The following is a 20,017-nucleotide window of genomic DNA, read 5'->3' on the forward strand; positions in this document are numbered from 1 at the left end:
GCGCGCCTCCTTTCGCCTTATCCAACGCGAGCCACCCGCTCGCGCGACGCTTCGGGAACCCAAGATGATCGAACTCTCTCCTCTCACCGCCCTCTCTCCCGTCGACGGCCGCTACGCCGACAAGACCGCTGCGCTGCGCCAGCACTTCAGCGAGTTCGGCCTGATCCGCGCCCGCGTCACCGTCGAGGTGCGCTGGCTCGAGTGCCTCGCCGCGCACCCCGGCATCGACGAGGTACCGGCGCTCTCCGCCGAGGCCCAGGCCTTTCTCGACCAGTTGGTGAAGAACTTCTCGGTGAGCGACGCCGAGCGCATCAAGACCATCGAGCGCACCACCAACCACGACGTCAAGGCGGTGGAGTACTTCATCAAGGAGGCGATCGCCGAACAGCCCGAGCTGCACGCGATCACCGAGTTCGTGCACTTCGCCTGCACCTCCGAGGACATCAACAACCTCTCCTATGCGCTGATGCTGCGCGACGGCCTCGGCGCGCTGCTGCCCAGCATGCGCGAGATCCACGACGCCATCGCGCGCCTGGCCGCCGAGCATGCCGAGCAGCCGATGCTCTCGCGCACCCACGGCCAGACCGCCAGCCCGACCACCCTGGGCAAGGAGATGGCCAACGTCGCCTACCGTCTGGCGCGTCAGCTCAAGCAGATCGAAGCGGTCGAGTTCCTGGGCAAGATCAACGGCGCCGTGGGCAACTACAACGCCCATCTGGCGACCTACCCGGAAGTGGACTGGGCCGACAATGCCCAGCGCTTCGTCGAGTCGCTGGGTCTGACCTTCAACCCCTACACCACCCAGATCGAGCCGCATGACTATGTCGCCGAGCTGTTCGATGCGATCAGTCGCTTCAACACCATCCTGATCGACTTCGACCGCGACGTCTGGGGCTATATCTCGCTGGGCTACTTCAAGCAGCGGACAGTGGCCGGCGAGATCGGCTCCTCGACCATGCCGCACAAGGTCAACCCGATCGACTTCGAGAACTCCGAGGGCAACCTGGGGCTGGCCAACGCCCTGCTCGACCATCTGGCGCGCAAGCTGCCCATCTCGCGCTGGCAGCGCGACCTAACCGACTCCACCGTGCTGCGTAACCTGGGCGTGGGCCTGGCCTATGGCCTGATCGCCTATCACGCCTCGCTCAAGGGCATCGGCAAGCTCGAGGCCAACCCCCAGCGTCTCGACGACGATCTCGATCAGAGCTGGGAAGTGCTGGCCGAACCGATCCAGACCGTGATGCGTCGCTACGGCATCGAGCAGCCCTACGAAAAGCTCAAGACATTGACCCGCGGCAAGCGCATCGATCAGGCGGGCTTCGCCGCCTTCATCGACACCCTGGCGCTGCCGGATGAGGTCAAGCGCGAGCTCAAGGCGCTGACCCCGGGCACCTACATCGGCAATGCCGCCGCCCAGGCCAAGGCGCTGGGCGCCTGAACGCGACCGCACCACCGCAGGAGGATGCCATGACTGCCGCCAACACCCCGCGCACGCTGCTGGGCGGCCTGACCCCCGCCCAGTTCCTGAGCCGCCACTGGCAGAAGTCACCGCTGCTGATTCGCGGCGCGCTGCCCGACTTCGTGTCGCCGCTGGAGCCGGACGATCTCGCTGGCCTGGCCTGCGAGCCCGAGGTCGAGTCGCGCCTGGTCGAGGAGCAGGGTCCGGACAAGGCGTGGCAGGTCAGCCATGGCCCGTTCGATGACGCCACCTTCGCCCGCCTGCCCGAGAGCGGCTGGTCGCTGCTGGTGCAGGCGGTCGACCACTACGTGCCCGAGGTCGCCGGGCTGCTCGCCCAGTTCGACTTCCTGCCGCAGTGGCGGCTCGATGACATCATGGTCAGCTACGCCCCTAGCGGCGGCAGCGTCGGCCCGCACGTCGACCAGTACGACGTCTTCCTGCTGCAGGCCAGCGGACGACGCCACTGGCAGCTGGGCGGCAAGCCCGGAGACGAGGCACCGCTGATCGCGGGGATCGACCTGCGTATCCTCGACACCTTCGAGGTCCAGCCCGACCAGGATTGGGTGCTGGAGCCCGGCGACATGCTCTACCTGCCGCCGGGCGTGGCCCACCACGGGGTCAGCGCCTCGGATGACTGCATGACCTTCTCGATCGGCTTTCGCGCGCCCTCGGTCGACGAGACCGTCACTGCCTTCGCCGACTACATCGGCGAGCAGCTGGGTGACGCCCAGCGCTATGCCGATGCCGATCTGCAGCCGCCGCAGCACCCCGGCGAGCTGGACGACGCCGCAGTGGAACGCGTGCGTGCGCTCCTGCTGGCGGCGATCGATCGGCCGGATCAGATGGCGCAATGGTTTGGACGCGCCATGACCCAGCCCAAGTATCTCGATCAGCTGGTCCCGAGCGACAGCCCCAGCGATCCGGCCGAGGTGGAGGTAGCGCTCAGCGCTGGCGAACGCCTGCTGCACAGCCCCGGCTCGCGCTTCGCCTGGCGGGGGCAGACGCCGACCCAGGCGACGCTGTTCGCCGATGGCGATGCCTTAGACTGCGATCCGGCGCTGGCGCGCCGCCTGTGCGACGCCGAACCGCTGGACCAGGAGAGCCTGGCACATCCCGAAGCGGCCACCGTGCTGGCCGCGCTGCTCGACGCCGGCAGCCTGTGCTGGGACGAGGATGAGGATGATCAGGACGACGCATGAGCGAGCCGCCACGGCGGCAAGTTCGCCGCAGGCTGCCTACACTGAGTCGGGCCGGCCGCGGCAGAAATGCTGGACGAGTTCGGAAACACTGTTTTAATATCCTTGGCACAAAACCTTGTTCCTAGGTTCAGGAGGAGTGAACATGAAGAAACTGCTTATCCCCGCGCTGGCCATGAGCGTGCTGGCCCTGGCCGGCTGCACCAATACCTCGACCTATTCGGGTGACGTCTACCGCGGCAATCAGGCCGAGACCGCACAGTCGGTCAGCTACGGCACCATTCAGTCGGTGCGCCCGGTGCAGATCCAGGGTGGCAATGGCGAGAGCGTGCTGGGCAGCCTCGGCGGCGCGGTGATCGGCGGCCTCCTCGGCAATCAGGTGGGCGGCGGCTCCGGCAAGACCCTGGCCACCGCGGCGGGTGCGATCGGCGGTACCATCGCCGGCAGCAAGGTCCAGCAGGCGACCGACCGTGTCGACGCCTATGAGCTGGAGATCCGTCAGGACAGCGGCCAGAACGTGGTGGTCGTACAGAAGGCCGATCGCAACTGGCAGGTCGGCCAGCGCGTGCGCCTGATCGCCAGCGGCTCCAGCGTCAGCGTCGCGCCCTACTGACACCTGCCGGCGCACGCCCGCGTCGATCGCAGGTCAGCGGTAACGAAACGGTGCCCTTCCGGGCACCGTTTCTGCGTTCTGGCCGCCCCAACGGGGAATTACCGTTAGCCTGATACTATTTTCGCCTGTCGCCCTTACTTTACATACGCTATCGTATGTTCTGTGGTTAAGACTCTTAAGGGAATGACAGGAACATGAAGGGACGCATGATGGTCACGGCCGGCGTGGCCGCCACCGCGGCACTGCTGTCGGGCACCGCCAGCGCCGACGGCCTGCTGACACTCAAATCGGAAAACGACCTCTTCGCCAGCGGCGGCGACGGTCACTACACCAACGGCCTTGAGATCGGCTGGTCCTTCGCGCCGAGTGCCGGCCACTGGACTCGCCAGCTCGCCGACGCCCTTCCGGGCTGGAGCGGCGCCACGCTGGACGGCGCCGCCTATCGCTTCGGCCAGCAGATCTATACCCCCGAAGATATCGACCAGCGCGGCCTGGTCGAGGATGACCGCCCCTACGCCGGCGTCCTCTACGCCGGGCTCTCGCTGTTCGACGAGTCGCGCACACCCGGCTGGCGCCGCAGCAGCGGCCTGTTCTTCGACGTCGGCCTGGTCGGCCCCGGCTCGGGTGCGCGTACGGTGCAGAAGAACTTCCACCACTGGATCGGCAGCGACGAGCCCGAAGGTTGGCACAACCAGCTCCACAACGAGCCTTTCGTCAACGTCGCCTACTCGACCGCCTGGTGGAAGACCGGCCATCTCGGCGGCCTGGAGACCGAATTCGGCCCCTCGGTGGGCTTCGCCGTGGGCAACCTCTACACCTACGCGGCCAGCGGCCTGGGCCTGCGTCTCGGCCAGGGGCTCGACCAGAGCTTTGGCGTGCCGGCAGTCGCGCCGTCACAGGGTAGCCGGGTCTACTTCCGCGAGGATAGCGGATTCAACTGGTATCTCTTCGCCAACCTCGAGGGCCGGCTCATGGCCCACAACATGCTGCTCGACGGCAATACCTTCGAAGACAGCCACTCGGTGGATCGCCGCCCCTGGGTCGGCGACGCCCAGGTCGGCCTGGCACTGTCGTGGAATCGCTGGCAGCTCTCCTACAGCTCGGTGTGGCGCACCAAGGAGTTCGACGAGCAGGACAGCGGCGATCGGTTCGGCTCGGTGACTCTCTCCACCTGGCTGTGACCCCGGCGCCGCTCGGCATACCCCGAGCGGCCTATCCCGCAGGCACCCAACACGACGGGCGCTNNAGCGCCCGTCGTGTTTTGCAGGTCTATAGGCGCAAGCCCGTATCAGTGCAGCTTGGCCTTGCGCAGCGCCCAGCAGGCCAGACGCTTGCCGACCCATACCAGCAGTGCCAGCAGAATCAGCGTCAGCAGCATCGAGATCGGCTTGACGATGAACGTCGCCCCCAGGATCGCCAACGCTACCGATACCATCCAGCGGTCCTGCGCCGGATCCCCTCTGAGCTGCGCCGGCAGCCAGCGTTCGACCACGCCACCCAACGCCCCCTCCCACGCCTTGAGAGCCAGGAACAGCAGCACGGCAAAGGCGACGAGCCATACGATAAACACGGTCATGCAATACCTCTCCTCACCCCAGAGATCACGATATCAACGCCTTCCGCAGGGTACTCACAGCCTCGATCCGGCGCAACTGCCGGTGAAGCCGGCGCGACAGGCACGGTTTTAGCCCATGACACCCGCTCACCACCTGACACGGAAGCCATGGCACGTTACGATATTGGAGACATGCACAAACGCAAAGGTTCCCAGATGCAGATTGCCCAGAACTCCGTGGTCGCTTTTCACTATACACTGACCAACGACGCGGGAGAGGTCCTGGACAGCTCGGAAGGCCGTGATCCGCTGACCTATCTCCATGGCGCGGGCAACATTATCCCGGGGCTGGAGAAGCAGCTCGAAGGCCGTGCCGATGGCGACAAGCTCACGGTCGCCGTCGAGCCGAGCGAAGGCTACGGTGAAGTCCAGCCGGCGCTGGTACAGGAAGTGCCGCGCGACGCCTTCCAGGGTGTCGAGGAAGTCCAGCCGGGCATGCAGTTCCAGGCCCAGACCCAGGAAGGCCCGCTGATGGTCACCGTGACCAAGGTCGAAGGCGACACCGTCACCGTCGATGGCAACCATCCGCTGGCTGGCGAGAAGCTCAACTTCGACGTCGAGATCACCGAGGTGCGTGAAGCGACCGAGGAAGAAGTGTCCCACGGCCACGTCCACGGCGAAGGCGGCCACGAGCACTGAGTCGCATACCGCTGCGCGCCGTTGACGCGGGCGCAACGTCAAAGGGCAGCCGAGAGGCTGCCCTTTTTTTGTCTGCGTCTATCGCCGCGAGCCTCTTCATGTGGCGCGCGTGATCTGGCAGGTGACTCGCAATGGACCTCAGCCCTCGCTGGCCAGGACCACCCGCTGGGCCAACTGGGTGCGCTCCATGGGGCGCCTTGCCTGCCAGTAGTAGCGCTTCCAGTAGACATTGTCGAGACGCGACAGCTTGACACCCTGCGACGTCGAGGCGTGCAGAAAATAGCCATTGCCGACATAGACACCGACATGATTATAGGGCCCCGGCGGGCGGAAGAAGATCAGGTCGCCCGCCTTGAGATCGCTGCGTGAGACGCGGCTGCCCTCCTGGACCTGCTCCTCGGTGGTGCGCGGCAGCTCGAGCGAGAAGGCCTCTGTGAACACATGCTGCATCAGCGCCGAGCAGTCGATGCCGTGACGGCCATTGCCGCCGAGGACATAGGGAGTGCCGACCCAGCGCTGATGCTCGTCGAGCAGCGCTTCACGGATGATGGTGGGCGAGACGGATGATGGCTGGCGGTAGTCGTGCACCTGCTGCGCCTGCTGACGGGCTCGGGGTGGTGATGCCGCAGGCGTCTGCTGGGCGACGACGAAGCGCGACTTGGCCACGGGAAGCGCGTACTGCGCATGAACCTGTTGTTGTTGTGCGGGGGTCGAGCAGCCACTCACGACGAAGGCAATGGCCAGCCCCAGGGCCGTGCGTTTGAGCATTCAGCGCAACCTCATTCACCGGTGAGCCACCACGGGCATGCCTCGATATCACGCCGCGGGCGTCTCACGACCGGGCAGGCGCCATCGGGCGAATTGAGTCGCTGTGGTGGTGACACCGGTCGGGGTATCACCGCCAGAGCGGCCAGTATTCGGCTCGAAAATCGAAATCGAAAAAAATACGCGCCGTCTGGCCGACGGGCGTAGCACACCGCGGATGATATGTCATCGATAAGCCTTTGACGAGCCCTATCGCAATGAAAGCGCGACTCGATCGCGGCGGCGCATTCAGTGCAGCCGATGCGGCCCGCCCACCAGTACGTCGACGTGCAGCGGCGTCGAGTGGCGCCCAGGGCGGCCAGGAAAGTCGAGACTCGCCCAGCTGCCGGCGAGCAGCGGCGTGGCACCGAGCCAGGCATTCAGCGCCTCGCGGAAGCGACGCAGGAAATCGTCGCGCTCCGGAGTATCGTCCATGAAGAAGCCGAAACCGCTGTAGAGCCCTTCAGCGTAGGCCTGCCAGCTGCTGTAGTGGCGCTCGGCGAGGCGCCCCGCCGCCTCGAGATAGCGCGCCAGCGCGGCATCGTCGAACCAGTCGAGCTGGCGCCCGGCAAGACTCAGATCGACCAGCTGGGCGATATCCCAGGCGGTCATGTCCTCGTCGTTGCAGCCGCAGGCATTGTCGCGCACGTGGCGCAGCCGCAGCAGGTGGACCCGCTCCTCCTCACCGCAGTCACCGGACTCGAGAATCGCGATCTCCTCGGCCAGACGGCGCGCATTGAGCGTATAGGGGGCGTAGTTGATCTGATACTCCTGACGATCCCCCGCCTCGAGCAGGAAATCGAGAAATTCGCCCAGTCCGGTCGCCCCCTGCAGCGCGTATTGATGCTCCAGCCACTCCTGCAGTGCGCGGCGATCCTCCCCCGCCAGCGGCAGCGGCCACTGCCAAGCCGCCTCGTTGAGCGGCCCGGCCAGCGAAATCGCGGTGAACTGCTCGAGGCTCGGACGCGGCCCCGGCTCCTGCCACTGGCTGTCAAAGATCGGCGTCAGCCAATGGAAGCGCGAGCCGGGATCGCGCAGATGCCAGGCAATATCGTCACCCAACCCCGCCTCCTCCGGCGCCTCTTCGGGGCTGAGCAGGCTCTCCCAGGCCAACCACGCCGCGAGCAGCGTCTGCGGCGTGGCGTAGAAGCGCCCGAGCACGCCGGCCAGCGCGCGCGCCTGCGCCTGCAGCTCGGCCGGCGCATAGCGCTCGCTGTCCGCCGCCATGAGCAGATAGAAGGCATACTTCTCGGCCATAAAGATGGTTGCCGCGTGGTCAGCGCAAGATTTCAGCGCCTGGCGCCGCTCACCGGCCACACGACCGCTGCCCGCCGCGCCGGGATGACACGCATCCGCCGCCAGCTGATTGAGATGGTGCGCCTGGGCCGGCATCCAGTAGCGCGCCAGTGCCGCGAGCGGTTCGTCACGACGCAGCGTCAGCACCTCGTTGAGATAGCGCTCGGCATCCTCACGCCGCTCGGGCGCCAGCGGCTCACCGAGCTGGTAGCGGGTCGTCAGATCCGGCTCACGCACGGCCGCCAGCGCCAGCACCCAGGCGTCGGCCGAAGCGTGGCGCTCACGCACCACGCGCCGCGACTGCTGGCGACGGTCATCGTCGAGGCTGTGTGCCAGCGGTGTCTGCCAAGGGCTGCCGGCCGCTCCCAGCAGACGCCCCCAGTCGGCCTCGAAGTCGGCACACAGATCACGCCCCTCGAACAGACTGCGACCACGCTGGTAGGCACGGGCCATGGCGGGCCAGTCGGCGTAGCGCTGCTGCAGCAGATCCAGGCCGTGGGCGGCGAAGGTCTCGGCCTCCTGCGCCGACAGCCAGCCCGCCCCGAAGCCGAGATAGGCCTGGTCGATCAGCCGCAACCAGTCCCACGCCGCCCACTCGAGGGGCTCCACGCGGGCCAGGAAGGCGACCAGCACCTGGCCGTACTCGCGCTGCTCGCCGAGTGAGGCAAGCCAGGTCTCGGCTTCCGCCGGCCCCTCGCGCCCGAGCCGGGCGGCATCCATCTCCCAGCCATAACGATACCCCTGACGCGCCAGCCACTCGAGGCCCGAGAGCAGCGCATCGCGACCGGCGATATCGAGCTGCTCGCGCAGTAGACGCTGCCACCCCAGGCGCTCGTTGGGGTCGGGAGTGAACGGCCAGCGCAGTACCGGGGCAAAAGTCGCGCGTGCGCCCCACAGCGACTCGGCCCACAGCGAGTCCGACACCGCTTCGGCCCCTTCCAGCTGGCGTGCCAGCGCCTGCCAGTCGACCCCGCGGCCCTGACGCTCGCGCTTGGCCAGCGCGCGCCCGGCGGCATCGAGCAGCGGATCGCTCCAGGGCGCCAACGCTGCGCGCCAGCGGGTCAACGAGGGGTAGGCAGTGACGATCTCTGCCGCCAACCAGGCGAGCCAGGCCCCTTGGCGCTCGCTGTCGAGCCACCCCGCTGCCCCGCCCAATGCCAGTAGTTCCAGCGCCGCCAGCCGCGACAGCGGTGGTTGCTGCCCATCGACCGCACTCTCCCACAGCCGCCAGGCGAACTCGTCACGATCCGTGATCGCCAGCGCCTGCAGACGCTCACGCGCCTGAACCGGCGACAGGGCCTGGCGGGGATCGGTGCCCTCGGGCCAACCGCAGAGTGTCAGCTGCTGAGCCCACCACTGGGTGAGAAGTTCGCGCAAAGAGAGACCTCGTGAAACGCCGAAGACAGGACGTCCGCCAGACGATCGAGGAGACCGCCACGGACGCGGCGGCACAGTATACCGGAAAGCGAACGCCCCGCCGACCGCCAGGTCGTCGGGGCGCCATTCTCGAGCGACCTCAGCTCATCTTGTCGACGTGCGTGCGCGTCGTCTTGTGCAGCAGATGACGCAGCAGCCAGCGCCGAACCCGCACCACGAACTGCTCCTGGAACATGATACAGAACAGCACCGTGAGCAGCAGGAACACTGGATAGAGCCACAGATGCACATCGCCGGCCGCGGCCAGGCAGCCGCGGAAGTTGCTCAAGCACAGCCCCGGATCACCCGACAGCACCCTTTCGACGCGCGAGAACACTGCGTACAGCGGCACATGGAGCGCGAACATCGGCAGCGAGGCGCCACCCAGGCGTGAAGCCAGGCGCCTGATTCGCCGGCTCTTGGGCTCCCTCCACTGCGCAGCGACGTAGACCAGGGTCAGCTGCGCCGGCAGCAGCAGCCCATCGTGCAGCAGATAGTACCAGGCGTGCCCGCGACCGAGCAGGAACAGCGCCACTGCGATGCTGGCAGCCACCCCCAGCAGCGCCAGCAGCTGCCGGCTCGGCGACATCGAGCGCCCGGCCTCCCGCTGCTGGGCATAGAAGGTGTAGAGCAGAATGCCGGCGGCGAACTCCGGCAGCCGGATCAACGGATTACGGTGCAGGATACCGGTCTCCGGCACGCCGTAATTGGTGGTGAAGACCACGATCAGCGGGGGGATCAGATAAATGAGATTGACCCATAGCATGGCACGCCGCGGGTGCAGGACCCGACGCAGGCGTGGCGCCAGCCACGGGAAGGTCAGATAGAAGAAGAACAGCGCCGAGATCGACCAGGAGGGGGGATTGAAGGTCAGATAGAGCGGGTTCCAGGCGTGCAGCAGGGTCAGATTGAGCAGCAGATTGATGCCCGTTTCCAGCGGCGACATGGTGTGGTTGAGACTTTTCCAGTCGAGCTGGCCGACGTCGTTGTTGACGTCGTAGACCACGAAGCGCAGCGAAATGTCACTGTCACCCGGCGCGATGGCGAGATAGCCGACCAGCGCCGACACGCTCATCGCCAGGATCAGTGAGCCGATATGAATCGGATAGAGATTCGAGAACCGCTTGAGCAGAAAACTCTTGACCGGCTCGCGCATGCGATGCGCATCGTCGAGATAGACGTGGGTCAGCAGAAAGCCGGAAAGCACGAAGAACGCGCTGGTCGAAAAGAAGCCGATATCGGTCACATAGTGCGACCAGCTACTGATCGAGGGGTAGGTATGCAGGGTGTGGAAGATGACGATGTACAGGCCGAGAAAGAAGCGCAGCCACTCCAGGCCAATGAAACGCTCCTTCTGGCCGGCGCTTTGCGTGCCGGACACGGCGGTCTTTGAATCAGGCATTCCTTGCAGATCTCTGGCCGTCGAAAGGCCTCATTCTACCCGATTCCCGCCGCCGGGCACGCCCCAAGGCGCAACGTGCCCAGGGCAGGAAGCCAGGCCTGGCCGAACAGCCGCCGAACGGACGCTCTTTTCAGGCCGGCTTCCCGGTCCGGTCTAGGCCTTCTTGATCTTGGCCACCACCCACAACAGGATGATGGCACCGATCGTGGCCACCACCAGCGAACCGATCAGGCCGTTGGAGGAGAGTCCCAGCAGACTGAAGATAAAGCCACCGATGACGGCCCCGACAATGCCCACGCCGATATTGCCGAGGATGCCGAAGCCACCGCCGCGCATCACCTTGCCGGCGATCCAGCCAGCGATACCCCCGATGATCAGCCACAAGATAAAGCCCATAGAGTCACTCCTTGATTCCGATGAGGGGTGCCGAGGCGGCAGTTGCCGCCGTCGCCTCAAGGATAGACACCCCAGACACAATCTTCACGGCCGTGAAGCCCCCTGAATGCGATGGGCCGACAATCGTCGGCCCATCGTGGCACTTCGGCACATCCTTGCGGCTCAGCCGAACACCGGCACCCGGGTCGACTCGCGTGACGGCATGCCGGACTCGAACCACTGCTGATGCGCTTGGGCATCGCTCCATACGCGGAAGTGCAGCTGCGACATCATCACCGGGTCGTCGAGAAACGCCAACCGTTCGAGGTTGCTCATCGCTGCGGGCCCCTGGGTCACGGCCGCCGCCACGCGCTCTGCCCGGCGCCGGCGCAGAGGTTCGGCCTTGGCATGGCGCGAGGTACCCAGCGCCGTGGCCAACGCATTGGCGACCGGGTCGACCACCACCTGCACGAAGTGCGGGGTGGCCGCCGCCGCGTTCATCCGCCCCAGATGGCGCACCATCCGCCGCAGCACGCGCGGCGGGTGGGTCTCCTCGGGGATCCGGAACAGCCGCGCACGGAAGCAGGCACTGCCCAGGCCCACCCGACTCGACAGTGCCGAGACCGGAATCGACAGCATCATCGCGCCGACGATCGGCGACAGCCACCACAGGAAGGTCGGCTCCATGAAGTAGACCCCACTCGCCCAGACCGCACCGATCACGGTCTGGCTCCAGTGGTTGCGGATCGCGTCGCCCCAGGTGGTGTCGCTGTTCTCGCGCGACGGCGAGCGCCACTGGATCGCCCAGCCCATCAGCGAAGTCAGTACGAAGCGGGTATGGAACAGCATACGTACCGGCGCCAGCGCCATCGAGAACAGCGACTCCAGCACCATGCTGACGAAGACCTTGAGCGGCCCGCCGAACTGCCGGCTACCCTGGATCCACACCAGCACAACGCTCAGCACCTTGGGCAGGAACAAAAGCGTCGCGGTGGCACCAAAGAGGCCCACGGCCAGGGTCGGATTCCACTGCGGCCAGACCGGGAACATCATCCCCGGCTCGGGGAAGTAGTTCGGCGTGCTCAGGGTGTGCACAGCCAGCAGCGCCGTCGACAGCACCAGGAACAGACACCACAGCGGCGCCGAGATGTAGGACATCAGGCCGGTCAGGAAGACCGCGCGATGGACCGGGTGAATCCCCTTGGAGAGGAACAGCCGGAAGTTCATCAGGTTGCCGTGACACCAGCGGCGGTCGCGGTTGAGCTCGTCGAGCAGGTTGGGCGGCATCTCCTCGTAGCTGCCATCCAGCTCGTAGGCGATCCAGACACCCCAGCCGGCCCGCCGCATCAGCGCCGCCTCGACGAAGTCGTGGGAGAGAATCTCACCCGACATCGACCCCTTGCCGGGCAGCGGCGCGAGCATGCAGTGACGCATGAACGGCGCCATGCGGATGATCGCGTTGTGCCCCCAGTAGTGCGATTCGCCCAGCTGCCAGAAGTGCAATCCGGCGGTGAACAGCGGCCCATAGACGCGGGTCGCGAACTGCTGCATGCGCGCATAGAGGTTGAGACGCCCCGAGGCGCGCGGTGCGGTCTGCACGATGCCGGCATCCGGATGCGCCTCCATCATCTGCACCAGCCGCGTCAGACAGGCGCCGCTCATCACGCTGTCGGCATCGAGCACCAGCATGTAGCGGTAGAGTGATCCCCAGCGCCGACAGAAGTCGTCGAGGTTGCCGCTCTTGCGCTTGACCCGACGCTGGCGCCGGCGATAGAAGACCTGGCCGAAGGCATCGAGATCGCGACACAGCGCCAGCCAGGCGTGGGTCTCGGCGATCGCCGTGTCGGGGTCGAAGGTGTCGCTCAGGATGAACAGATCGAAGTGACGATCGTTACCGCTCTGGCGCAGCGACTCCAGAGTGGCACGCACCCCGGCGAACACCCGCGGCACATCCTCGTTGCAGATCGGCACCAGCAGCGCAGTGCGTGCGGCGGGGTCGATCGGCTCGTCCCCCACTTCCGAATCGATGGCGTAGCGGTCGCGCCCGCGCAGGAGCTGGAAGAAGCCCATCAGTGCGGTCCAGAACCCCGCCGAGACCCAGGCGAACAGCAGGACGAACAGCGCCAGGATGGCCATCTCCAGCCACTGCGCGCCCTGCCCCGGCAGCACCGTGCGCATCTGGTTGGCGGCGATGATGCTCTGCCCGAAGATCAGGACCAGCAGCACCCAGCGGCGCCCGGTGGCGACCCACTGCCAGCGCGGCTTGGGCTTGGCCGGGCGCACGCGGCGGCGAAAGCCGCGGCCCACCCAGTTGCGAAAGCGCTGGCCGAAACGCACGAAGGGGTTGGTCGACCACGCTTCCGGCGCCAGCGGCGTACGCTGCATCGGCGGCGCGGTCTGCAGATGCGTGATCCCCGCCGCATCGGTGGTGAGCGTCTCCGGCGGCGCCAGCGGCGGCTCGGCATAGGCCAGCGCCAGCCGCCGCCCTACCGACTGCGCCGCCGGATCCTCAGGATCCGGCTCATGGCCGCCCAGGGCAGCGTGCAGGGCCGCCATGTCGTGGGTATCCAGATCGCTCGCCAGCAGGCGACGGCGCGCCTCGCGGTCCTGGGCCTCAAGCGCCAGGCGCTCGAGGTACTGATCGGGCGATGCGATCCGCTGAGAGGGAGTCGCATCAACCATTGGCAGGCAACCGGTAGTACCAGGTCTCGGAAAGGCGCTGGTCGCCCTGGTTGAGATAGGCGCGGATATCCAGCGGCTTGCTGTTGTCGCTGCGCTTGACCTTGACGAACACGCGCCAGCCGCCGGTGGCCGGATTGGGCTCGGTGCGGCTGCTGACCAGTTCACCGTTGTCGCCCACGCTGGCCTGCACGTTGATGTTGGCGTCGTTGCCGAGGCCGGAGAGTGCGGCACCGTCGAAGTCGATCACGAAGGCCAGCGAGCCGTCCGATTCACGCACCAGATTGTCCTTGAGCACCTCACCGCGCGAACGACGGGTCTGCTCGACCCAGGCCAGCGACGGGTCGGCGTAACGGCTCTCGTCCTTGGTCACGGTGAAGCGGTAGTCGTAGTCCAGCGGCGTGCCCGGCTCGGGCGCGGTCTCCGGCAGCCACATCGAGACGATGTTGTCGTTGGTCTCGTTGGGGGTCGGAATCTGGATCAGCTCGATCTTGCCCGCGCCCCACTCGTTCTGCGGCTCGACCCAGGCACTGGGACGCAGATCGTAACGGTTGGCGATATCCTGGTAGGCGGAGAAGTCGTGGTTGCGCTGCATCAGACCGTAGCCACGCAGCCGCGGGGTCGCCTGCTCGTTGATCATCAGCTTGGCCGGGTTGGCCAGCGCACGCCAGGTCCAGCCGTTCTGCGAATCACTGATCAGCAGACCGTTGGAGTCATGGATAGCGGGGCGATAGTTGAGCTCGGACGAGGGCTGCGCCGGGCCGTAGAGATACATGCTGGTGAGCGGCGCGATACCCAGTTTCTCGATCGGACGACGCAGATAGAGCCGCGACTTGACGTCGACCACGGTGTCGGCGCCGGGACGCAGCACGAAACGGTAGGCCCCGGTGACGCTGGCCGAGTCGAGCAGTGCGAAGATGGTCAGATATTGGCTGCTCTTGCTCGGCTTGACGACCCAGAACTCCTTGAAGCGCGGGAATTCTTCACCCGAGGAGAGGCCGGTATCGACCGCCAGGCCGCGCCCGGAGACGCCATAGACCTGATCCTTGCCGACCACGCGGAAGTAGCTCGCGCCGAGGAAGACCATGGTCTCGTCCTTGCGCGGGTTGTCGTTGAGCGCGTAGTTCACCTTGAAGCCGGCGATGCCCAGGTCGGTGCTGTTCTTGACCTTGTCCGAGAGCTTCAGATCGCCGTAGCTGAAGTCGTCGGGCTTGTAGGCGAAGTCGTGTACCTCGCCCTGATCGTCGACGCTGTGCAGCTTGATCGCACTGTCGTAATGCATGCCTTCGTGGAAGAAGCTCAGGGTGAACGGCACGTCATCGCCGCTCCATACGTCACGCTCGCGCTTGAACTGGATCTGCTCGTATTGAGCGAAGTTCAGGTTGCGCAACTCGTCGGGCAGATTGCGTTCCGGTTCGCTGTAACCCTGCTGGGAGAGCTCCTCGGCCTGCTTGGCGACGTCGTCGAAGCCGAAAGCCAATACGTTCTGGGCGATACCGCTGAGCAGCAGCCCAGCCAGGGCCGCCGCGGGTATCAGCCCCTTGCGTCGTTCAAGGTTACTTTGCCGGATCGATGCACTCACACTCACACTCCTTTCAAAACTATCTTGTCCGGTAACAACACGCTCATCCGGTGGCGCCACGGACACCGGGCCGAACCTGCCGCGGCAGGCGGCAACGAAGCGCGCCGACAACACCTCGCCTTGCCATGGCAAGGGCAATGCGATGATAACTTGCGACGAAAAACGACGGGATAGCGAAGCATCCGTGCTTCTATGACAGCCGCAGTCTAGCATAGGCACCGCATTCAAGCCGCGCCGACATATCGCCAGCGTGGCGCGCTGCCCACTGCCAGCCACGACGGGCTCCACATAGAGGCCGGCGCCTGGGGTCATACCGCCATCCCGGCGATGCCGCTGGCTGGGCATAATGGCGTATCTGGCCCTTTTCAGCTACCCCCGGGAGACTCCCGCCAGGCTTCCACGCCGCCTGCTGCTGCCCTTCTCAGCCGGTTTTCCCACGGGTTTCAGCCCCTCGGCTCACCGCCTTTCCTCCATGCCGCCGCGTTTCCGGCTGCCGATCTCGGCGCCCCCAGAACCCATGCCTAGACATTGCACAGGCTATGTCAGACAAATGGCGAATAGCGCTTTCCGCCCACGTGGCCGACACTCCGCAGCGTACTGCGGCAAGCCCATGGCGGCGCCGCCGGGATGCATTCAACCAGGAACTGCCCCAATGCATGCATGGACTCTGATCTCGTTTCTCTTCTTCACGGGGCTGGTCGCCTTGATCACCTGGCGCATCACCCATCGTGACGACCTCAGCAACACCCGCGGCTACTTTCTCGCCGGACGCAGCCTGACCTTTCCGCTGATCGCCGGCTCGCTGCTGATGACCAACCTCTCCACCGAGCAGATGGTGGGGCTCAACGGCGCGGCCTTCGCCGACGGCCTCAGCGTGATGGCGTGGGAAGTGGTCGCGGTGGTCGCGCTGGTGCTGCTGGCGCTGTTCTTCCTGCCACGCTTCCTGCGCAGCGGCATCACCACCGTTCCACAGTTGCTGCTGGAGCGCTTCGGCCCGACGGCCCAGCTGATCTGTAACGTGATCTTCCTGATCGCCTACGCGGTGATCCTGCTGCCGATCATTCTCTACTCCGGCGCCGTGGGCCTGCAGGGAATGCTCGATCTACCGGTGCTGACCGGCATCGAGTCGAGCACGACCCTGCTGTGGCTGACGGTGTGGGGCGTGGGCCTGATCGGCGCGATCTATGCGCTGTTCGGCGGCCTGCGTACGGTCGCGGTGTCCGACACCATCAACGCCATCGGCCTGCTGGTGGGCGGTCTGCTGATCGTCTATCTGGGGCTCGACGCGGTGGGTGACGGCAACGGCATCGCCGCCGGCTGGCACGCGATCCAGGCCTCACAGCCGGAGCGCCTGAACTCCCTCGGCGGGCCGGACCAGCAGGTCCCGTGGCCGACGCTGTTCACCGGGGTCTTTCTGATCAACCTCTTCTACTGGTCCACCAACCAGCAGATCATCCAGCGCACCTTCGCCGCGCGCAGCCTCTCCGAAGGCCAGAAAGGGGTGCTGCTGACCGGCTTCCTCAAGCTGCTCGGTCCGCTCTATCTGGTGCTGCCGGGGATCATCGCTTTCCAGCTCTACGCCGGCGACGGCATCGCCCCGGACCAGGCTTACGGCCATCTGGTGTTCCACCTGCTGCCGCCGTGGCTGACCGGCTTCTTCGCCGCGGTGATGGTCGGCGCCATTCTCTCCTCGTTCAACTCGGCGCTCAACAGCACCACCACGCTGTTCAGCCTGGGTATCTACAAGGGTGTGTTCCGCAAGGACGCCAGCGAATCCGAAGTGGTCAAGTCGGGCAAGGTGTTCGGCTGGATCATGGCGGTGGCGTCGATGGCGATCGCTCCGCTGCTGGCCGGCCAGGAGAGTCTGTTCGACTATCTGCAGACAATGAACGCGATCTACTTCATCCCCATCCTGGCGGTGGTGATCGTCGGCCTGCTGACCAAGCGCGTTCCCGAGAGTGCCGCCATCTTCGGTCTGATCGGCGGTATCGTGCTGATCGCCCTGGGCTACTTCGTGCCGCCGTTCAACGCCATCCTCGACCTGACCAACCAGTACCACTTCGTCGCCGGAGTGTTCGTGCTGCTGATCCTCGGCATGCTGCTGATCGGCAAGATCGCACCGCGTCGCGAGGCCTGGATCCAGGAGGACGTCAAGGCGGTCGACCTGACCCCGTGGAAAGGCGCGGTGCCGGTGGGCATCCTGCTGCTGGTGCTGGTGTTCGCCATCTATCTCGCCTTCGCCAACTGAGCCAGCCTGCGCCAATCGAGTTCATCCAGCGGGTTTCGTCCCCGCACGAGCTCACCCGGCAACGCCCCGCCCCGTGCGGGGCGTTCGCGCATCCGAGCGCCCTTTTTCCGTGTGACCCTTGCCTGAACAGCGGTTTACCCACACATTTCAGGTACCCTGACGGCGAATGCGTGCGGATAACGAGGCGATGCCCCGAGACCTGACCCAAGAAATTCACAACCTGATCGAGCGCGGCCGCGACCGCCAGCTGCGCCTGGCAGTGACCGGGCTCTCCCGCGCTGGCAAGACGGCGTTTCTGACCTCGCTGGTCAACCAACTGCGCCACGCCGGCATCGATGCCCGGCTGGATCTGCTCAAGCCGGCCCGCGAGGGCCGCCTGCTCGGCGCCCAGCGCATGTCGCAGCCCGACCTGGGCATTCCGCGCTTCCCCTACGACGAGGCGCTCGCCAGCCTGGCCGGCGAGCCACCGCGCTGGCCCGAGCCGACCCGCGGGATCAGCGAGCTGCGCCTCAAGCTGCGCTTCAAGACCCGGCGCGCCCGCGGCCTGCTGGGCGATACCGCCAACCTGACTCTGGATCTGATCGACTATCCCGGCGAGTGGCTGCTCGATCTTCCGCTGCTCGCGCACGATTTCCTCGGCTGGAGCGAGGCCCAGCTCGCGGCCATGGGTCCCGAGCGCCAGCGCTTCGCCGAGCCGTGGCGCCGCGCGGTCGCCGCCCATCGCCCCGACGAGGTAGTCGACGAGACCCGCCTGGCCGAACTCGCGGGGCGCTACGCCGACAATCTTCGGCAGGCCCGGGAAGCCGGCTTCTCGCATCTGCAGCCGGGACGCTTCCTGCTCCCCGGCGAGCTCGAGGGTGCGCCGGTGCTGCAGTTCTTCCCCCTGCCCGGCATCGCCGAAGCGGACCGGCGCCAACTCGAGGCGCTGCCCGCCGAGAGCCTCTACAAGACCCTGGCGCGGCGCTTTCGCCACTATCAGCAGCACGTGGTCAAGCCGTTCTACCGCGAGCACTTCCGCCGCTTCGACCGCCAGATCGTGCTGGTCGACGTGCTCGGCGCGCTCAATGCCGGGCCCGAGCGCTTCGAGGATCTCGCCAGCGCCCTGTCCACGCTCATGCAGAGCTTCGACTACGGCAAGCGCAGCCTGCTCAATCGGCTGTTCGCGCCGCGCATCGACCGGCTGGCGATCGCCGCTACCAAGGCCGATCACGTCACGCCGGATCAGCACGCCAATCTGGTCGCGCTGCTCGAGTCGCTGCTGGCCGAGCCGCTCAAGGATCTGCGCTACGCCGACGTCCCGGTGCGCGCCTTTTCGCTGGCCGCGATCCGCGCCACCGAGAACCGTCAGGTGGAGAGCGACGGCCAGCGCCAGCCAGCGCTGCGCGGCCACGGTCTCGACGACGCCCCGCTGCTGCTCTACCCCGGCGACGTCCCCGCGCGGCTGCCCGATGCCGGTTTCTGGCAGCGCCAGGGCTTCACCTTCACCGCCTTTCGCCCGCCGCCGGCCGATGGCGGCGCGCTGCCGCACATCCGCATGGATGCGGCGCTCGACTGGCTCCTGGGAGACAAGCTGCGATGAGCGACCCCCGCCCTGGCCGGCGCTTCGACGAGCCCACTGCCACCAGTGACGAACCCACCGGCGACGCCACGCCGCTGCGCGGTGCGCACGCCTATCTGCCCGAGCAGCCCTCGACCCCGGCAGCCGAAGAGGAGATGCCCTCACCGGCGCTGGATGCCGCTCTGGCACCGCCACGCAAGCGCCGCTGGGGGCTGCTGGTGCTACTCAGCACCAGCCTCGGACTGGGCACGCTGGAGGCGGGCCAGACCCTCTACCACGCCACCCTCGGAGGAGACTGGCTGGCCGGCGCCTGGAGCGCGCTGGGACTGCTGGCCATCGGCCTCGGCGGCAAGGCGCTGCTGGGTGAGCTGTGGCGACTGCGCAAGCTGCGCCGCCACGCCCGCCTGCGCGAGCGTCTCGACGACACCTGGCCGGCCAGCGGTGAAGGCACGCAGGAGAGCGTCGAGCCGCTGGCGCTGGCCGAGGAGCTGCGTGCCCAGATGGGGCTCTCGCGGACCCATCCGCACTGGCAATCCTTCATCGCCGCCCAGCAGCCCCACCACAGCGCCGCCGAGACCCGCGAACTGCTCGCCTGGCACCTGCTGCGCCCGCGGGATCAGGCCGCGCGCCGGCTGGTCACGCGGATGTCGGGAGAGACCGCAGTGATGGTCGCGGTGAGCCCGCTGACGCTGGTCGACATGGCGCTGATGGCCTGGCGCAACATCGCCATGCTCGATCGCATCGCCGCGCTCTACGGCCTGCAGCTCGGCTACGCCAGCCGCCTGCGCCTGTTCCGCGAGGTGCTGCGCAACATGGCCTTCGCCGGCGCCAGCGAGATGGTCACCGATGCCGGCATGGACCTGCTGTCGATGAACCTCGCCGCCAAGCTCTCCTCCCGCGCCGGCCAGGGCCTCGGCGCCGGCCTGCTCACCGCACGCCTGGGTCTGCGTGCCATCGCCACCACCCGCCCGATCGCCTTCGCCGCCGACGAGCGTCCGCGCCTGTCCGATCTACGCCGCGAGGTGTGGCAGCAACTGCGCCGGCTGGACGACTCGGCCCAGAGCGGGCGCGAACCGCCCTCTCGCTGACGGTGGCAATGGCTGGCGACCGCCGCCGCTCCAGCACGAAGGCGGCC

15 protein-coding genes are annotated in these 20,017 nt (G+C 66.7%); 8 read left to right on the top strand and 7 right to left on the bottom strand.

The window, feature by feature from the left end; translation table 11 throughout:
• The first annotated feature begins 67 nt into the window (after window positions 1–67).
• The 4 genes from purB (at window position 68) to DOM66_RS06125 (ending at window position 4,449) form a co-directional block, all read left to right on the top strand.
• On the top strand, window positions 68–1,438 hold the full coding sequence (gene purB / locus DOM66_RS06110) for an adenylosuccinate lyase (RefSeq protein ID WP_110674535.1): 1,371 nt from the start codon (window positions 68–70) through the stop codon (window positions 1,436–1,438).
• A 29-nt stretch (window positions 1,439–1,467) separates the two neighbouring features.
• A complete protein-coding gene (locus DOM66_RS06115; RefSeq protein WP_110689551.1) occupies window positions 1,468–2,658 on the top strand; it encodes a ribosomal protein uL16 3-hydroxylase in 1,191 nt (396 codons plus the stop codon).
• Between the two features lie 142 nt (window positions 2,659–2,800).
• Window positions 2,801–3,268 carry an outer membrane lipoprotein gene (locus DOM66_RS06120; RefSeq protein ID WP_106419858.1) on the top strand — a complete coding sequence of 156 codons (468 nt, stop codon included), beginning with the start codon at window positions 2,801–2,803 and terminating at the stop codon, window positions 3,266–3,268.
• Window positions 3,269–3,462: 194 nt separating this feature from the next.
• Entirely contained in the window at window positions 3,463–4,449 is a 987-nt protein-coding gene (locus DOM66_RS06125; protein ID WP_110689552.1) for a lipid A deacylase LpxR family protein, read from the top strand.
• 107 nt (window positions 4,450–4,556) lie between these two features.
• Here DOM66_RS06125 and DOM66_RS06130 read toward each other — a convergent pair whose 3' ends face one another.
• Window positions 4,557–4,844, bottom strand: a complete 288-nt coding sequence (locus DOM66_RS06130; RefSeq protein WP_110674439.1) for a hypothetical protein — start codon at window positions 4,842–4,844, stop codon at window positions 4,557–4,559.
• Window positions 4,845–5,039: 195 nt separating this feature from the next.
• Between DOM66_RS06130 and slyD the strand changes: the two genes are divergently transcribed.
• The gene (slyD, locus tag DOM66_RS06135; RefSeq protein ID WP_110674534.1) at window positions 5,040–5,522 is read left to right on the top strand and encodes a peptidylprolyl isomerase; all 483 of its coding nucleotides are present in this window, start codon (window positions 5,040–5,042) and stop codon (window positions 5,520–5,522) included.
• A 138-nt stretch (window positions 5,523–5,660) separates the two neighbouring features.
• Here slyD and DOM66_RS06140 read toward each other — a convergent pair whose 3' ends face one another.
• The 6 genes from DOM66_RS06140 to DOM66_RS06165 all read right to left on the bottom strand — a co-directional run bounded on the left by DOM66_RS06140 (window position 5,661) and on the right by DOM66_RS06165 (window position 15,076).
• Complete coding sequence (locus DOM66_RS06140; protein WP_110674438.1) at window positions 5,661–6,290, bottom strand: C40 family peptidase; 630 nt, start codon at window positions 6,288–6,290, stop codon at window positions 5,661–5,663.
• A 285-nt stretch (window positions 6,291–6,575) separates the two neighbouring features.
• A complete protein-coding gene (locus DOM66_RS06145; RefSeq protein WP_110689553.1) occupies window positions 6,576–8,999 on the bottom strand; it encodes a DUF1266 domain-containing protein in 2,424 nt (807 codons plus the stop codon).
• A 139-nt stretch (window positions 9,000–9,138) separates the two neighbouring features.
• The gene (locus DOM66_RS06150) at window positions 9,139–10,440 is read right to left on the bottom strand and encodes an acyltransferase family protein (RefSeq protein WP_110674436.1); all 1,302 of its coding nucleotides are present in this window, start codon (window positions 10,438–10,440) and stop codon (window positions 9,139–9,141) included.
• A gap of 153 nt (window positions 10,441–10,593) precedes the next feature.
• Window positions 10,594–10,836 (bottom strand): GlsB/YeaQ/YmgE family stress response membrane protein, encoded by a 243-nt coding sequence (locus DOM66_RS06155; protein ID WP_035473219.1) that lies wholly within the window; start codon window positions 10,834–10,836, stop codon window positions 10,594–10,596.
• Window positions 10,837–10,998: 162 nt separating this feature from the next.
• The gene (gene mdoH / locus DOM66_RS06160) at window positions 10,999–13,497 is read right to left on the bottom strand and encodes a glucans biosynthesis glucosyltransferase MdoH (RefSeq protein WP_110689554.1); all 2,499 of its coding nucleotides are present in this window, start codon (window positions 13,495–13,497) and stop codon (window positions 10,999–11,001) included.
• Window positions 13,490–15,076 (bottom strand): glucan biosynthesis protein G, encoded by a 1,587-nt coding sequence (locus DOM66_RS06165; protein WP_245392365.1) that lies wholly within the window; start codon window positions 15,074–15,076, stop codon window positions 13,490–13,492. The genes mdoH and DOM66_RS06165 overlap by 8 nt, the downstream gene beginning before the upstream one ends.
• Before the next feature lie 652 nt (window positions 15,077–15,728).
• Between DOM66_RS06165 and DOM66_RS06170 the strand changes: the two genes are divergently transcribed.
• The 3 genes from DOM66_RS06170 (at window position 15,729) to DOM66_RS06180 (ending at window position 19,970) form a co-directional block, all read left to right on the top strand.
• The gene (locus DOM66_RS06170; protein ID WP_110689555.1) at window positions 15,729–17,324 is read left to right on the top strand and encodes a solute:sodium symporter family transporter; all 1,596 of its coding nucleotides are present in this window, start codon (window positions 15,729–15,731) and stop codon (window positions 17,322–17,324) included.
• Window positions 17,325–17,511: 187 nt separating this feature from the next.
• Window positions 17,512–18,903, top strand: coding sequence for a YcjX family GTP-binding protein (locus DOM66_RS06175; protein WP_110689556.1), 1,392 nt, complete (start codon window positions 17,512–17,514; stop codon window positions 18,901–18,903).
• On the top strand, window positions 18,900–19,970 hold the full coding sequence (locus DOM66_RS06180; protein ID WP_110674432.1) for a YcjF family protein: 1,071 nt from the start codon (window positions 18,900–18,902) through the stop codon (window positions 19,968–19,970). The genes DOM66_RS06175 and DOM66_RS06180 overlap by 4 nt, the downstream gene beginning before the upstream one ends.
• The last annotated feature ends 47 nt before the right edge of the window (window positions 19,971–20,017 follow it).

The organism is Salinicola endophyticus, assembly GCF_003206575.1.
GTDB lineage: Bacteria > Pseudomonadota > Gammaproteobacteria > Pseudomonadales > Halomonadaceae > Salinicola > Salinicola endophyticus.

Excerpts from the sequence above, each read along its gene's own strand:
- DOM66_RS06115 (WP_110689551.1), top strand. The coding sequence starts at position 1,468 with ATGACTGCCGCCAACACCCCGCGCACGCTGCTGGGCGGCCTGACCCCC.
- DOM66_RS06120 (WP_106419858.1), top strand. The coding sequence starts at position 2,801 with ATGAAGAAACTGCTTATCCCCGCGCTGGCCATGAGCGTGCTGGCCCTG.
- DOM66_RS06125 (WP_110689552.1), top strand. The coding sequence starts at position 3,463 with ATGAAGGGACGCATGATGGTCACGGCCGGCGTGGCCGCCACCGCGGCA.
- DOM66_RS06130 (WP_110674439.1), bottom strand. The coding sequence starts at position 4,844 with ATGACCGTGTTTATCGTATGGCTCGTCGCCTTTGCCGTGCTGCTGTTC.
- slyD (WP_110674534.1), top strand. The coding sequence starts at position 5,040 with ATGCAGATTGCCCAGAACTCCGTGGTCGCTTTTCACTATACACTGACC.
- DOM66_RS06140 (WP_110674438.1), bottom strand. The coding sequence starts at position 6,290 with ATGCTCAAACGCACGGCCCTGGGGCTGGCCATTGCCTTCGTCGTGAGT.
- DOM66_RS06150 (WP_110674436.1), bottom strand. The coding sequence starts at position 10,440 with ATGCCTGATTCAAAGACCGCCGTGTCCGGCACGCAAAGCGCCGGCCAG.
- DOM66_RS06155 (WP_035473219.1), bottom strand. The coding sequence starts at position 10,836 with ATGGGCTTTATCTTGTGGCTGATCATCGGGGGTATCGCTGGCTGGATC.
- mdoH (WP_110689554.1), bottom strand. The coding sequence starts at position 13,497 with ATGGTTGATGCGACTCCCTCTCAGCGGATCGCATCGCCCGATCAGTAC.
- DOM66_RS06170 (WP_110689555.1), top strand. The coding sequence starts at position 15,729 with ATGCATGCATGGACTCTGATCTCGTTTCTCTTCTTCACGGGGCTGGTC.
- DOM66_RS06175 (WP_110689556.1), top strand. The coding sequence starts at position 17,512 with ATGCCCCGAGACCTGACCCAAGAAATTCACAACCTGATCGAGCGCGGC.
- DOM66_RS06180 (WP_110674432.1), top strand. The coding sequence starts at position 18,900 with ATGAGCGACCCCCGCCCTGGCCGGCGCTTCGACGAGCCCACTGCCACC.